This is a genomic window from Arthrobacter sp. FW305-BF8 (genome assembly GCF_021789315.1).
Lineage (GTDB): Bacteria > Actinomycetota > Actinomycetes > Actinomycetales > Micrococcaceae > Arthrobacter.
The window spans coordinates 2,416,228-2,429,519 of sequence record NZ_CP084561.1 but is presented as its reverse complement, the minus strand read 5'-3'; the positions used below and the strand labels follow the sequence as shown (position 1 = coordinate 2,429,519).

The following is a 13,292-nucleotide window of genomic DNA, read 5'->3' as shown; positions in this document are numbered from 1 at the left end:
CAGTCATGGATCAATTCCTTTCGAAGCCTGAAAATAATTTCCTGGTCCCTCTTGTGTGATTTGTGATCACAACATACTGTGGTCTACACAACACCCGCAAGGGGGTTGGAGAAAAAATCGCCGGACCCAAATCCAGGGAACGGCCGGGAACCGCGGTCCGCCCGCGGCGACTCTTAGGAAGTACACAATGCCGAACAGACTTCTTCTGCATGTCGCAGAGAACAAGAAACTCGAAGCCATTGCCACACGGAACAGGCTGACCCGCCCCCTCGTGGACCGGTACGTCGCCGGCCGCGGACTGGTTGAGGCCTGGAAAGCCACCAAGGCCCTCAACCAGGCGGGTATCGATGTCAGCCTGGACTTGCTGGGCGAATCGGTTCAGGATCTGGGGCAGTCAAAGGCGGCCACCCAGGAATACCAGGGGGCCATCGAGAACATTCAGAGCCAGGCGCCCGGCTCTACCGTCTCCGTGAAGCTGTCGCAGCTGGGGATCATGATCGACCGTCAGGAGTGTGCCAACAACCTGAAGACGCTCCTGGACGCTGCAGCAACGCATGGGGCCACCGTGGAGGTGGACATGGAACACAGCTCTGTCGGCCGCGACACGCTGGCCATTTTCAAGAGCATCCTTCCTGACCACCCGAACACGCGGGTGGCAATCCAGGCGAGCATGCGGCAGACTCCTGAGGACCTGCTGTCCTTCGTCGAGATCAAGCCGCGGATCCGGCTGGTGAAGGGCGCGTTCGACGAGACCTCGTCAGACGCCCTCTGCGATGCGGACGAAGTCACCGAGCAGTACAAGTACCTGTCCCGATGGGCGCTGCAGCACTTGCCCGATCCAGCCTTCGGCACCCACGACGACTCCTGCATTGACGTCATCAAGGACACCGCCCGCGAGCTGGGGCTGGACAAGCGCTCCTTCGAGTTCCAGATGCTCTACGGGGTCCGGCGGAAGCTGCAGGATGAACTGGTCCGGGATGGATACCGGGTCCGCGTTTACCTGCCCTACGGCACGCAGTGGTATCCGTACCTGATGCGCCGCATGGCCGAGAAGCCGGCCAACCTCCTGCTCTTCCTTCGCTCCCTCATTGGAGGCTGAACCGGCTTTGCCGTAGGCTTTAATGTGATCACATATCAATCTTTGAGCGTGCGGTGCGGAGCGGGGAACGCCATGAGCCTTCAAACGTCCAGTCCAGTCACCCCCACATTGGTGGCTGACCAGGTGTATGAGGTACTGGAGAACGCCATCCTCACCGGGTCCCTCGAATCCGGATCACCGCTGAGGGTCCGCGACCTGGCCGCCATGGTGGGCACCAGCGTCATGCCCGTGCGGGAAGCGATCCGGCGCCTGGAAGAGGCAGGGCTGGCCACACGCATCCCCCACAAGGGTGCCGCCGTCAGGACGTTCACTGTCACCGAGCTGATTCACATCTACGACGTGCGGACCATCCTCGAGGTACAGGCCGCAACCCAGGGCGCCAGCCGGGTCAACCGCCCGGACCTGGGGGACATGAAAGCGTCCTGCGCCAAGATGCAAAAGGCGGTTGCGGAAGGCCGCATCATCGACGCCCTGGACCTTGACGAGGACGTCCTCAGGACCCTGTACCGGGCGTCCGGAAATCCCGTCCTCGTCAGCACCATCGAACAGCTTTGGCTCCAGTGCCGGCCCTACAAGGTCATCGGCGCAACTGAAGCCCTCGCCCAGAACGACAACACCCTCTGGACCACGCAGCCAGCTTTGGTCCAGGCACTGGTTGCCGGCGACGCCGCCGCAGCAACCACCATCACCGCGGACTCACTTGCCAGCGCCCTCCGCCGGCTGGAGCGCCGCCTCGAAACCCACTAACCAATCCGTGCCGACCGGCCCGGAACGTCCAAGAGGAGATACCCAGATAATGTCCACCCAATCAGTCAGCGTTACTGGAAACTTCAAGGTGCCGACCCCGTACAACGAGCCGTCACGCGAATTCCGCCCCGGCTCCCCCGAAGCAGCCTCCGTCAAGAAGGTGATCGCCGAGGTGACTTCCAGCGTTCGCGAGCTGCCGCACGTCATCAACGGAGTAAGGTCCATGACCGGCGAACTGCGCGACGTCACGGCTCCCCACCGCCACGCCCAGGTGCTGGGCCGCATCCCCACCGCCGATGAGGCAGTCGTCCAGTCTGCGATCGAGGCAGCCCTGGCCGCCCAGCACGACTGGTCCAGGACTCCCTGGTGGGAGCGGGCCGCCATCTTCCTGCGTGCCGGAGAGCTTGCCGCCGGAAAATACCGTGACGAGCTGGTGGCCACCACCATTCTTGGCCAGTCCAAGACGTTCCACCAGGCGGAAATTGATGCCGCCAGTGAGGTAGCGGACTTTTTCCGCTACAACGCCCACCTTGCCCAGCAGATCTTCGCCGACCAACCTGCCTCCCTGCAGGGTGAAGGCAACACGCTGGACCAGCGCGGCCTCGAAGGCTTTGTCCTGGCCATCACGCCGTTCAACTTCACCGCCATTGGGAGCAACCTGCCCACCACCCCCGCCCTCATGGGTAACACGGTGGTCTGGAAGTGCTCTGAGAAGGCGGCACTCAGCAACGACGTTCTCATGCGGATGTTCGAGGAAGCCGGCCTGCCGCCGGGTGTCATCAACCTGGTCCACGGCTCGGGCCGTGCGATCTCCGACCAGGCGATGAGCCACCCGGAGTTTGCGGGACTGAACTTCACGGGTTCCACGGACGTATTCCGCAGCCTCTGGAAGAAGGCCGGCGACAACATCGACAACTACCGCTCCTTCCCCCGCCTCGTAGGCGAAACGGGCGGCAAGAACGCCGTCGTGGTGCACCCCACCGCCGACGCCGATGCACTCCGCGCTGCCCTGATCCGCAGTAGCTTCGAGTACTCGGGCCAAAAGTGCTCCGCGTCATCGCGCACCTACATCCCGCGCAGCATCTGGACCCGGATCAAGGACGAACTCGTCGAAACCACCAAGTCGCTCCGGCTGGGCGATCCGGCCGAGCACCAGACGTTCCTCGGCGCCGTCATTGACGAGACGTCCCTGCGCAAGCTGGAGACCGCCATCGAGAAGGCCAAGGCCCTCCCGAGCCACACCCTCCTGGCCGGCGGCAACGTCCACCCCGAAGAGGGCTGGTTCGTCGAACCCACCATCTTCGAGACCACCGATCCCCACGCCTTCACCATGAGCGAGGAATTCTTCGGTCCCCTCCTGACGGTCTACGTCTACGAGGATGCCGAGTGGGAGTCGGTACTGGACCTGGTAGACCAGACCAGCAACTACGCCCTGACCCTGTCCATCTTTGCCAACGACCGCCGCGCCATCTCGCTCGCCCTGGACAAGCTGCGCAACGCCTCGGGCATGACATACATCAACGACAAGCCCACCGGTGCACTCATGGGCCAGGTCTCCTTCGGCGGCGGCCGCACGTCCGGCACCAACGACAAGACCGGTTCGCGCCTGGCACTGCAGCGCTGGCTCAGCGGCCGCTTCATCCACGAGAACTTCTCGCCCTCCAGCGAATGGCGCCAGCCCTACCTCGCTGACTAAGCAAGCGACCCGCGACCCGGGCCTCTCCTGACCGGCTGGGTGCGCACCCGCGCACCCAGCCTCCAACCGCCGTCGGACTCCCTCGCAACGGACCGAACGGCTTCCCAGCAGCCGCTGCCTGACCTGTCCAGGCAGCGGCTGCTGCCCTCTCCGGCCTTCCACCCAGCCACGGAAGTTCACCCATGAAGAAACGCATCAGCTCCCGACCCAAAACCAGCCCAAGTGCACTGCCACCCCTGAAGCGCCGTGACGAACGCGGCACGGCGATGTCCATCCTGCTCCTGTTCGCCCGCCACAGGACCCTGAGCAGCGAGCAGATTTCCGGCCTCCTTCGGATCCCGGCCTCCACGTCTACCGTCACCTCCAGACCCTGCTGCAGGCAGGCTTCGTGGTGGAAAACCAGCTCATCGGCCGCTATTCGGCCGGACCTGAAGTGGTGCGGCTTGCCAACAACTACCGCGAGGAAGCCCTGGCCCAGGGCGAGGTGCGGCACAGGCTCGAGCAATTGTCACAGGACACCGGCGAGCTGGCCGCCTACCTGGTGCAGAGCAGTGACGAAGTGCTGTGCGTGGAGTCCGTGGAAAGCGCCCACATCCTCAGCTGCAGTTACGCCGCCGGACGTTCCCGCCCCCTCCTGAACGGGGCCAGCGCACGGGCCATCCTCGCCTTCCTTCCGGATGAGGAAAGGGACGGCCTCCTGGCCCGCCACTTCCTCCGCCCGGACGAGGGACTCGCCCTCCGCTCCGACCTGGAGACCATCCGGGAACGCGGCTTTGCCACCAGTTCGGGCGCCCTGGCCCCGGGCGTCTGGGGCGCCAGCGCCCCGGTGTTCGACGACGGCGGCCGGCTTGCCGGCGTCGTCACCACCATGGTGCCGCTCGAGCGGGCAGCCACCGATGAGGCGCATGCCGGCTTCATCAGCAGCACCCGCCAGGCGGCTGCCGACCTCAGCCAGGTCGCCGCACCTGTTTGACCCGGCCACGTTCGTACCATCGGCGGCTTAGGGATGACGGCGACGACGGCGATCCCATGGGGGCGCCGTCGCCGCCGCCCGCCCTGGAAATAAGCGCGAAACAGGCCTACGCGCCATAGGATCGTCCCATGCCAGGAAAAAAAGCCGACGTCCCCCAACAGCCGGAGAACAAGAAGGTTGGGTTGGCGGCCGCCGTGGGATCCTCGCCGGCTTTTGCCGTCACCCCCACGCTCGTGGCGGACCAGGTCTATGAGGCTTTGCGGACCGCCATCCTCACGGGCGAACTGGCCGGGGGCTCCCCGCTGCGCGTCCGCGATGTGGCCGAGATGGTCGGCACCAGCGTCATGCCGGTCAGGGAAGCCATCCGCCGGCTCGAGGAGACCGGACTTGCCACGCGGGTGGCCGCCCACCGGGGCGCAGTTGTCCGGGAATTCACGGTCGGTGAACTGATCCATATCTACGAAGTCAGGGCAACGCTGGAGGTGGAGGCCGCGCGGCGCGGCGCCGCCCACGTCACCGACGCCGACGTGGCCCGCATGGAGGCCGCCCTGGCCCGCCTGCAGAAGGCAGTGGCGGAACGCCGCGTCTCGGATGCGCTGGACGATGACGAAGATCTGCTCCGGACGCTCTACTCTGCGGGCGGAAACCCGGTTCTGGTGAGCGTCATCGAAACGCTCTGGCTGCAGTGCCGGCCGTACAAGGTCATCGGCGCAACCGAAGCCGTGGATCACGAGGACGGCAGCCTGTGGACCCCGCAGCCGGCCATCCTGGAAGCAGCCCGGGCACGCGACGTGAAGGAAGCCACCAGGCTCACCAAGCAGTCTTTGGCCAGCGCCCGGCAGCGTCTTGAGAAGCGCCTCGTTCCGCACTAGCTCGCTCCGCACCGCGTTGCTCCGCGGGAGCCGCTCTCCCGTACGCGTCGGTTGTGTTGAATCGAATCAAACCTTGGCGCACCCCGGGCATTGACAGCCGCGACGGGGGTGCCCTACCGTGTGAAGTGATTCACAATGAATCGATTCACAAAAGGAGTAGCGGCCATGGACGACAGCTACGGCGTCGATCTCCGAAGTAGCCCAAACGCCCCAGCCACAGCGGCCCCCGTCCTGGAACTGCGCGATATCCACAAGTCATTTGGCGCCGTGAAAGCCCTGCGCGGTGCAAACCTCAGCCTGCACAAGGGGCAGGTGACGGCGCTGGTGGGCGAGAACGGCGCCGGCAAGTCCACCATGGTCAAGACACTCGCCGGGCTGCATCAGCAGGACCGCGGACAGGTCTTCCTGGACGGTGAAGAGGTGTCCTTCCGCGACCCGCTCCACTCCCGGGAGGCCGGGATCGCGGTGATCTACCAGGAACCCACGATGTTCCCCGACCTGACGGTCGCGGAAAACATCTTCATGGGCCGCCAGCCGGTCCGGTCCCTGCGGCGCATCGACCGGAAGGCCATGCGCCAGCAGGCGCTCGAACTCTTCCGCCAGCTCGGCGTCAAAATCGATCCCGACCGGGCCGCGCAGGGCCTGTCCATCGCCGACCAGCAGGTGGTGGAAATCGCCAAGGCCATCAGCCTCAACGCCCGCGTCCTCATCATGGATGAGCCGACGGCGGCACTCAGCGGCGTGGAAGTCGACCGGCTCTTCGCCGTGACCCGCACCCTGCAGGAACGCGGCGCGGCCGTGCTGTTCATTTCGCACCGCTTCGAGGAAGTCTTCGCCCTGGCGGACTGGATCACCGTGATGCGCGACGGCGCGCACGTGGCCACCTCGCCCGCCGCCGCCCTCACCGTTGACGAAGTGATCCGGCAGATGGTCGGCCGTGACGTGGCATCGCTCTTCCCCAAGCAGGAAACAGTCATCGGCGAGATCGCGCTTGACGTCAGGGGACTCAGCCGGAAAGGCGTGTTCTCGGACATCTCCTTCACTGTGAGGTCCGGTGAGATCGTGGGGCTGAGCGGCCTCGTCGGTGCCGGCCGGTCCGAGGTTGCCCGGGCGATCTTCGGCATCGACAAGTACGATTCGGGCTCAATCCAGGTCCGCAGCCAGACTCTCAGGCCGCTCTCCCCCCGCGACTCCATGGCCGCCGGCGTGGGGTTCGTCCCCGAAGACCGGCGCAAACAGGGCCTGGTCATGGAGCTGAATGTCAGCCGCAACCTGACCCTGACGCTGCGCAAAAAACTGAGCCGCTTCGGGCTCCTGACCAACCAGGCGGAGGCCCAGTCCACCAAGGAATGGGCGAAAAAGCTCCAGATCAAGGCCGGAGCACCGACGTCGCCGATCTCCACCCTGTCCGGCGGCAACCAGCAGAAGGTGGTCCTCGGCAAATGGCTGGCCACCGGCCCCAAAGTGCTGATCATCGACGAGCCGACCCGCGGCATCGACGTCGGCACGAAATCCGAGGTGCACCGGCTCATCTCCGAACTCGCCGGGACGGGCCTCGCCGTCCTCATGATCTCCTCGGAACTGCCGGAAATCCTGGGCATGTCCGACCGCGTGCTGGTGATGCATGAAGGCAGGATCACGGCGGAGCTCAGCCGCAGCGAAGCGACAGAGGAAACCGTGATGACGGCAGCCACCGGAGCTGATCCATCCACCAAGGAGACCCCGGCGTGACAACATTAGCCCTCAACCGCCAGCCGTCGACCGCGTGGCTGGGAACGCTGACCCGCTCGCGCGAGTTCAGCGTCTTCCTGGCGCTGGCGATCCTTGTCGCCGCCACGGTGGCCGCCAATCCGCGGTTCCTCAGTGCGCAAAGCACCAAGGACCTGCTCCTGAATTCCTCGATCCTGGTGATCCTCGCCGTCGGCCAGGCCATCGTCATCGTCACCAAGAACGTGGACCTCTCCGTCGGATCCGTCCTGGGGCTGACCGCCTTCGCCACCGGCAAGATCTTCATCGCGCTGCCCGACCTGCCGGTGGTCGCCATGCTGGCCATCGGCGTCGGCCTCGGCGCTCTCCTCGGAGCCGTCAACGGCGCACTCATCGCAGTGGCCAAGGTCCCCTCGCTCGTGGTTACGCTCGGAACGCTGTACATCTTCCGCGGCGTCGACTTCGCCTGGGCGCAGGGCCAGCAGATCAGCCCCTCCAACCTGCCGGAGGCCTTCCTGGCGCTCGGCAGCGGCGCCGTGCTGGGACTCCCCTACCTGGCCCTCATTGCCCTGGCCGTCGTCATCGCCTTCGGGCTCTACCTGCGGAACTACCGCTCAGGACGCGAGTTCTACGCCATCGGCTCCGACGTCCTGGCCGCACGGCTGTACGGAATCGGCGTCGGCCGGAAGGTCTTCACAGCCTTCGCCATCTCCGGGGCCCTCGCCGGCCTGGCCGGCATCATCTACGCAGCCAAGTACGGCAACCTCGACGCGACGGCGGGGCAGGGCCTGGAGCTCAACGTTGTGGCGGCCGCCGTCGTCGGGGGTGTGGCCATCGCAGGCGGCGTCGGCACCGTCTACGGGGCGGCCATCGGCGCCGTCCTCCTGACCACCATCACCTCGGCACTGCCCGTCCTGGGGGTCTCGCCCTTCTGGCAGCGGGCCATGATCGGCGCGCTCATCCTGGCATCCATCGCCCTGGACCGTTACCTTGCCCTGCGCACCGAGCGCCGCCTGAGAGGACACGACAGGCATGCTGGCTGACACAGCACGGCCCGCGGCCGTCCGGGACACAGCCCCGCGCCTTGGCTTCCTCCGCAGCTGGGACACCGCGATCATCATCGCCGTCCTCCTCAGCATCGCGGTCGCCTCGGCAACGGTGACGGGGTTCGCCTCGCCCCGCAACACCGGGTTCCTCCTCATCGACCTGATCCCCATCCTGCTCCTCGCCCTGCCCATGACCCTGATCATCCTCACCGGGGAAATCGACCTGTCCGTTGCCAGCGTTGCCGGATTCGTCAGCTGCGTCTTCGGATCCCTCTGGAACGCCGGCCTGTCGCTGGAGCTGATCATTCCCCTGTGCATCGTCCTGGGCGCGGTGTCGGGTGCCGTCAACGGCGTCCTGGTCTCCGTGCTGGGGCTGCCTTCGCTTGCCGTCACCATCGGCACCCTCGCCCTCTACCGAGGCCTGGCGTTCGTGGTGCTCGGTGACCAGGCGGTCACCAGCTTCCCTCGGGCCATCACCAGCGGCCTGCAGGCCAAGATCGGCGCTACCGGCATCCCGGTGTGGATCATCCCGGTGATCATCCTCGCCATCATCTTCGGCGTGGTGCTCCACTTCACCGGGTTGGGACGCTCGCTCTTCGCCATTGGCTACAGCGAAGAGGCGGCCCGCTTCGCCGGCATCCGGGTGGCGCAAACGAAGTTCTGGCTCTTCATCGTCTCCGGCGCGGTGGCCGCACTCGTGGGCATCTGGTGGACGCTGCGCTACGGCAGTGCCCGCGGCGACAACGCCACCGGCCTCGAGCTGTCCGTGATCGCGGCCGTCCTGCTGGGCGGCGTGTCGATCTTCGGCGGCAAGGGCAGCCTGCCGGGCGTCATCGCGGGTGTGGTCCTGCTCGGCATCCTCCGCAACGCCCTCCAGCTGGCCCGCGTCCCGGAGGACACGCTGTCCATGCTCACCGGCGGCTTGCTGATCCTCGCGGTGGTGGCCCCCAACGCCATTGCGTGGGGCCGGACCCTCTCCCGCAGGAAAACCAGTTCCTAGCCCGCCGTTCCCACTCCAACAACAACGATGTTCAGTTGAAAGGCAAAACCATGAAACTCAGCTCCAAGCCGGGGGCCCGCCGGGCCAAGCCGATCGTCGTCGCCCTCGTTACGGGACTGTCCCTGGCGCTCACGGCCTGTGGCGGCACGACGGTCAACTCAGGATCCACCGGCGGCGCGGGCGGAGCCAGCGCGTCCGCTTCAGCGAATCCGGATGCACCGCTGAAGGAGGGCCTGAAGATCGCGTTCCTGCCGAAGCAGCTGAACAACTCCTACTTCACGGTCACGGACCGCGGCGGGAAGACAGCCGTCGGCGAGTTCAAGGGAGTCTTCTCCGAGGTCGGCCCGTCCGAGGCCAGTGCCTCCAGCCAGGTCAGCTACATCAACACCCTCACGCAGCAGGCAACGGATGTCATCGCGACCTCGGCCAACGACCCCAAGGCCATCTGCTCGGCCCTGGACGAGGCGCGGGCCGGAGGGGCGAAGGTGGTCACCTTCGACTCCGACACCGATCCCGAGTGCCGTGACATCTACATCAACCAGGCGACGGCGGAGGGCATTGCCGCCACGCAGGTCAAGCTCATCTCCGAAGCCGTCGGAGCCGACGGCGGGGATATCGGCATCCTGTCGGCCACAGCCAACGCGACCAACCAGAACGCGTGGATCGCGCTGATGAAGAAGGAACTGGAAAAGCCCGAGTACTCCAAGCTGAAGCTGGTGGCCACGGTCTACGGCGATGACAACGCCCAGAAGTCACAGCAGGAAGTCCAGGCGCTGCTGCAGCAGCACCCCACGCTCAAGGGCATCATCTCCCCCACCACAGTCGGTGTGGCGGCCGCTGCGCAGTATCTGTCCGGCTCTGAGTACAAGGGCAAGGTGCAGCTCACCGGGCTCGGCTTCCCCAGCCAGCTCAAGGAATTCGTCAAGAACGGCACCATGAAGTCGTTCGCGCTGTGGGACGTCGAGAAGCTCGGTTACCTCACGGCCTACGCCGGCGCGGCCCTCGCTTCCGGCCAGATCACCGGCGCGGAAGGCGAAAAGTTCAAGGCCGGCGACCTGGGCGAATTCGAGGTCGGAGCCAACGGCGTGGTCCTGCTCGGGGACCCCACCGTCTTCACCGCAGACAACGTGGACAAGTTCAACTTCTAGGTGGCGGCTGGCCCGGGCGTGCTGGATGCACTCTCCCGGGCCCACTGCCGTGAACTGACTCGTTCGGGGCCGGGCGTGGGCCGGCTCACGTCGGACCTACTCATTCCGGCCCGGCTCATTTCGGCCCGCTGCCCGGCGGGCCGTTGAGCACCGTGGGGAGGTACTCGAGCAGCTGGAGCCTGCCGTCGAAGGTCCTGCTGTCCACCATCTCGAGCGAGACGTCCGGATAGCCGTCATAGATCCGCTCCCGGCCGGTGCGGCCCGTGATCACCGGGAAAACGACCAGCCTGAACCGGTCAACGAGGCCAGCGGTCAGCAGTGACCGGCACAGGCTAAGGCTCCCGAGGGTACACAAGGGCCCTGTCCTGGTCCGTTTCATCTCCTTCACGGACTCGACGGCGTCGGTGGAGACCAGCTCGGAGTTGGGCCACGTCAGGGGCGCCTGCAGGGTGGAGGAGAAGACCACCTTCGGCACGGCGGCAAGGCCGGTCAGGGCGGCTCCTTCGTCTTTGGAGAATTCCGAGGCCGCGGCGGCGGCCTCCCCTGACATGCTGGACATCACCCGGTAGGTGTTCGCTCCCAGGAGGAAGGTGTAGCCCTTCTCCCCCTCCTGCTCGAGCCACGCGAGGTATTCCGGCCCCTCCAGTCCCCACCAGCCGGGCCATCCCTCGGCCGAGGCATACCCGTCCAGGGAGATGATGAGGTCGACCATCAGGCTCGCTGATGACGTTTCTGCACTTGATTCGCCCATGGCCGTCTCCTCCGCCTGAGCGACGCCAGGAGCGGCTGGGATGCTGCGCCGTCGACGCCCGTGCCGGCAATGCTATCGACGCAGCGATCAGCCGTTCAAGCAGCTCTGGTAAGTGCCTCCGGAAGGTGCCAATGTGATGTCATGAATCTCGACGACCTGGTCTTCCATCCCTGGGTTGTGCAGGGGCCGCGCGAGGTGCCGACGTTGATCGGCGGCTCCGGGAGCCACGTCGTCGACGTTGACGGACGGCGCTACCTGGACTTCAGCTCGCAGCTGGTGTTCACCAACCTCGGTCACCAGCACCCGCGCATCGTTGCAGCGATCAAGGAGCAGGCTGACCGGCTGTGCACCCTCGCTCCCGGCCACGCCTCAGATGTGCGGGGCGAGGCGGCCGGGCTGATCATAGAAGTCGCGCCGGAGCATCTCGGGCACGTGCTGTTCACCACGGGTGGGACCGAGGCCATCGAGCATGCGGTGCGGATGGCGCGCCTTTTCACGGGACGCCCCAAGGTGCTCGCCGCCTACCGGTCCTACCACGGCTCGACCACGACGTCGATCCATCTCACGGGCGACCCGCGGCGCTGGGCCTCGGACACGGGCACGGCGGGTGCTGTCCACTTCTTTGGTCCTTTCCTGTACCGATCGGCCTTCGGATCAAGCACGCCGGAGGAAGAGTGCGAGCGGGCGCTGGCCCATCTCGAACAGGTGATCCTGCTGGAAGGACCGTCGACGATCGCGGGCCTGGTCCTGGAATCAGTCGTTGGCAGTTCGGGGGTCATCGCGCCGCCGTCCGGCTACCTTCGCGGGGTCCGCGAGTTGTGCGACCGCCACGGCATCGTCTACATCGCCGACGAAGTGATGGTGGGCTTCTGCCGCACCGGAGCGTGGTTCGGTGTGGACCACGCTGGTGTGGCACCCGATTTGATGGCTTTCGCGAAGGGGGTGAACTCCGGGTACGTACCACTGGGCGGCGTGCTGGTCAGCGACAAAATCTACGATGCGTTCACCAAACGTCCCTACCCGGCGGGCATGACTTACAGCGGCCACCCCCTGGCCTGCGCAGCAGCCGTCGGCGCGATCAATGCGATGCACGAGGAAGGGACCGCGGCGGCAGCTGCCCGCTTAGGCGCCGACATCCTCGGGCCGGGGCTCAGGGAGCTTGCCGGGAAGCATCCGTCTGTCGGGGACGTCCGGGGTATCGGCGGCCTCTGGAGCCTGGAGCTGGTCCGGAACAGGCACACGAAAGAGCCGCTCGTACCCGCGGGCGGCACAGCCGTTGAGATCGCGCCCATCATCGCCGTCGCCAGGGCGTGCCTGGACCGGGGGCTTTTGCCGCTGGTCCAGGGCAACCGCGTCAATGTCGCCCCACCCCTCAACGTGACGGACGCCGATGCGGCCGCGGGCGTGGCGATCCTGGACGAGGCATTGTCTGTGGCAGACGCGTATCTGAGCTAAACCTGCACACGGTAGGTCACATGCGTGACCAGGCTCGCTGCCCGCGATTCCACCTGCTCGAGCTTCAGCGGCGGGACGCCCTCGAACAGCCGCGTGCCGGCGCCGAACGTGAGCGGCGCAATGTGTACGCGCAACTCGTCGATCAGGCCAGCGGCAAGGTACTGGTTGATGGTTGTGGCGCCGCCCCCGATCGCCACATCGCCGTCACCGGCCGCCGCACGTGCCCGGGCCAGCGCCGACTCGATGCCGTCGGTGACGAAGTGGAACGTGGTGCCGCCGTCCATCGGCTGGGGTTCGCGGGCGTGGTGCGTGAGCACGAACACCGGGGCGTGATAGGGCGGATCGTCCCCCCACCAGCCGTTCCACTGCCGGTCCCACTCTCCGCGCACCGGCCCGAACATGTTGCGCCCCATGATGAAGGCCTTGGCGGCAACGATCCGGTCAATCTCCGCCCGGTTCTCGTCAGGAGTTTCGAACATCCAGGCGTGCAGCCCGCCGCCGAAACCGTCGCCGCCGTCGTCCCCGAACGGGCGCTGCTCGGTCTGGTTGAGCCCGGCCGAGTATCCGTCGGCTGTGACCGTGATGTCGCAGACCACCCGGCTTAAACCTTCAGTCATGGCTCTACCCTCCTCATGGTGACCGCCTTCTCCTCCCGGTGAGCTTGCTTCCAAGCCTCAGCATAGACAGCCACGGCACAACGTCCTATGGCCCTGCGCATGAGAAGACACGTATGACACGGCGCTCGCAGCCCTCGAATCCGAAAGGTACTTCCAGCTGGTCGCAGACCTCCAGCAGTTC

The 13,292-nt window shown here is 66.1% G+C and carries 12 protein-coding genes; 10 read left to right on the top strand and 2 right to left on the bottom strand.

All coding sequences use genetic code 11. The features are described 5' to 3' along the window. Nucleotides 1-187 precede the first annotated feature (187 nt). The 9 genes from LFT45_RS10815 to rhaS all read left to right on the top strand — a co-directional run bounded on the left by LFT45_RS10815 (nt 188) and on the right by rhaS (nt 10,288). Nucleotides 188-1,099, top strand: a complete 912-nt coding sequence (locus tag LFT45_RS10815; protein WP_236808692.1) for a proline dehydrogenase family protein — start codon at nt 188-190, stop codon at nt 1,097-1,099. Between the two features lie 72 nt (nt 1,100-1,171). Then, nucleotides 1,172-1,846 carry a GntR family transcriptional regulator gene (locus LFT45_RS10810; RefSeq protein WP_236808690.1) on the top strand — a complete coding sequence of 225 codons (675 nt, stop codon included), beginning with the start codon at nt 1,172-1,174 and terminating at the stop codon, nt 1,844-1,846. 49 nt (nt 1,847-1,895) lie between these two features. Next, a complete protein-coding gene (gene pruA / locus LFT45_RS10805) occupies nt 1,896-3,542 on the top strand; it encodes an L-glutamate gamma-semialdehyde dehydrogenase (RefSeq protein WP_236808678.1) in 1,647 nt (548 codons plus the stop codon). 388 nt (nt 3,543-3,930) lie between these two features. After that, nucleotides 3,931-4,515, top strand: a complete 585-nt coding sequence (locus tag LFT45_RS10800) for an IclR family transcriptional regulator (RefSeq protein WP_236808655.1) — start codon at nt 3,931-3,933, stop codon at nt 4,513-4,515. Between the two features lie 128 nt (nt 4,516-4,643). Next, nucleotides 4,644-5,387, top strand: a complete 744-nt coding sequence (locus LFT45_RS10795; RefSeq protein ID WP_236808652.1) for a GntR family transcriptional regulator — start codon at nt 4,644-4,646, stop codon at nt 5,385-5,387. Between the two features lie 165 nt (nt 5,388-5,552). After that, on the top strand, nt 5,553-7,118 hold the full coding sequence (locus tag LFT45_RS10790) for a sugar ABC transporter ATP-binding protein (RefSeq protein WP_236808643.1): 1,566 nt from the start codon (nt 5,553-5,555) through the stop codon (nt 7,116-7,118). Continuing rightward, nucleotides 7,115-8,137, top strand: a complete 1,023-nt coding sequence (locus tag LFT45_RS10785) for an ABC transporter permease (protein ID WP_236808641.1) — start codon at nt 7,115-7,117, stop codon at nt 8,135-8,137. The genes LFT45_RS10790 and LFT45_RS10785 overlap by 4 nt, the downstream gene beginning before the upstream one ends. Then, entirely contained in the window at nt 8,127-9,140 is a 1,014-nt protein-coding gene (locus LFT45_RS10780; protein WP_236808638.1) for an ABC transporter permease, read from the top strand. The genes LFT45_RS10785 and LFT45_RS10780 overlap by 11 nt, the downstream gene beginning before the upstream one ends. A gap of 50 nt (nt 9,141-9,190) precedes the next feature. Next, nucleotides 9,191-10,288, top strand: a complete 1,098-nt coding sequence (rhaS, locus tag LFT45_RS10775) for a rhamnose ABC transporter substrate-binding protein (protein ID WP_236808628.1) — start codon at nt 9,191-9,193, stop codon at nt 10,286-10,288. 115 nt (nt 10,289-10,403) lie between these two features. On the opposite strand, the gene LFT45_RS10770 is transcribed toward rhaS, so the two are convergent. Further along, nucleotides 10,404-11,039: a dihydrofolate reductase family protein gene (locus LFT45_RS10770; protein ID WP_236808625.1), complete on the bottom strand. Its 636-nt coding sequence runs from the start codon at nt 11,037-11,039 to the stop codon at nt 10,404-10,406. A gap of 141 nt (nt 11,040-11,180) precedes the next feature. On the opposite strand from LFT45_RS10770, the gene LFT45_RS10765 reads away from it, so the two are divergent. Continuing rightward, on the top strand, nt 11,181-12,494 hold the full coding sequence (locus LFT45_RS10765; RefSeq protein WP_236808623.1) for an aspartate aminotransferase family protein: 1,314 nt from the start codon (nt 11,181-11,183) through the stop codon (nt 12,492-12,494). On the opposite strand, the gene LFT45_RS10760 is transcribed toward LFT45_RS10765, so the two are convergent. After that, complete coding sequence (locus LFT45_RS10760; RefSeq protein WP_236808620.1) at nt 12,491-13,111, bottom strand: dihydrofolate reductase family protein; 621 nt, start codon at nt 13,109-13,111, stop codon at nt 12,491-12,493. The genes LFT45_RS10765 and LFT45_RS10760 overlap by 4 nt on opposite strands. Between the last annotated feature and the right edge of the window lie 181 nt (nt 13,112-13,292).

What these genes read in the sequence shown, in the direction of transcription:
- LFT45_RS10780 (WP_236808638.1), top strand. Translation starts at nt 8,127, where the DNA reads ATGCTGGCTGACACAGCACGGCCCGCGGCCGTCCGGGACACAGCCCCG.
- LFT45_RS10810 (WP_236808690.1), top strand. Translation starts at nt 1,172, where the DNA reads ATGAGCCTTCAAACGTCCAGTCCAGTCACCCCCACATTGGTGGCTGAC.
- LFT45_RS10760 (WP_236808620.1), bottom strand. Translation starts at nt 13,111, where the DNA reads ATGACTGAAGGTTTAAGCCGGGTGGTCTGCGACATCACGGTCACAGCC.
- LFT45_RS10765 (WP_236808623.1), top strand. Translation starts at nt 11,181, where the DNA reads ATGAATCTCGACGACCTGGTCTTCCATCCCTGGGTTGTGCAGGGGCCG.
- LFT45_RS10795 (WP_236808652.1), top strand. Translation starts at nt 4,644, where the DNA reads ATGCCAGGAAAAAAAGCCGACGTCCCCCAACAGCCGGAGAACAAGAAG.
- pruA (WP_236808678.1), top strand. Translation starts at nt 1,896, where the DNA reads ATGTCCACCCAATCAGTCAGCGTTACTGGAAACTTCAAGGTGCCGACC.
- rhaS (WP_236808628.1), top strand. Translation starts at nt 9,191, where the DNA reads ATGAAACTCAGCTCCAAGCCGGGGGCCCGCCGGGCCAAGCCGATCGTC.
- LFT45_RS10790 (WP_236808643.1), top strand. Translation starts at nt 5,553, where the DNA reads ATGGACGACAGCTACGGCGTCGATCTCCGAAGTAGCCCAAACGCCCCA.
- LFT45_RS10770 (WP_236808625.1), bottom strand. Translation starts at nt 11,039, where the DNA reads ATGGGCGAATCAAGTGCAGAAACGTCATCAGCGAGCCTGATGGTCGAC.
- LFT45_RS10815 (WP_236808692.1), top strand. Translation starts at nt 188, where the DNA reads ATGCCGAACAGACTTCTTCTGCATGTCGCAGAGAACAAGAAACTCGAA.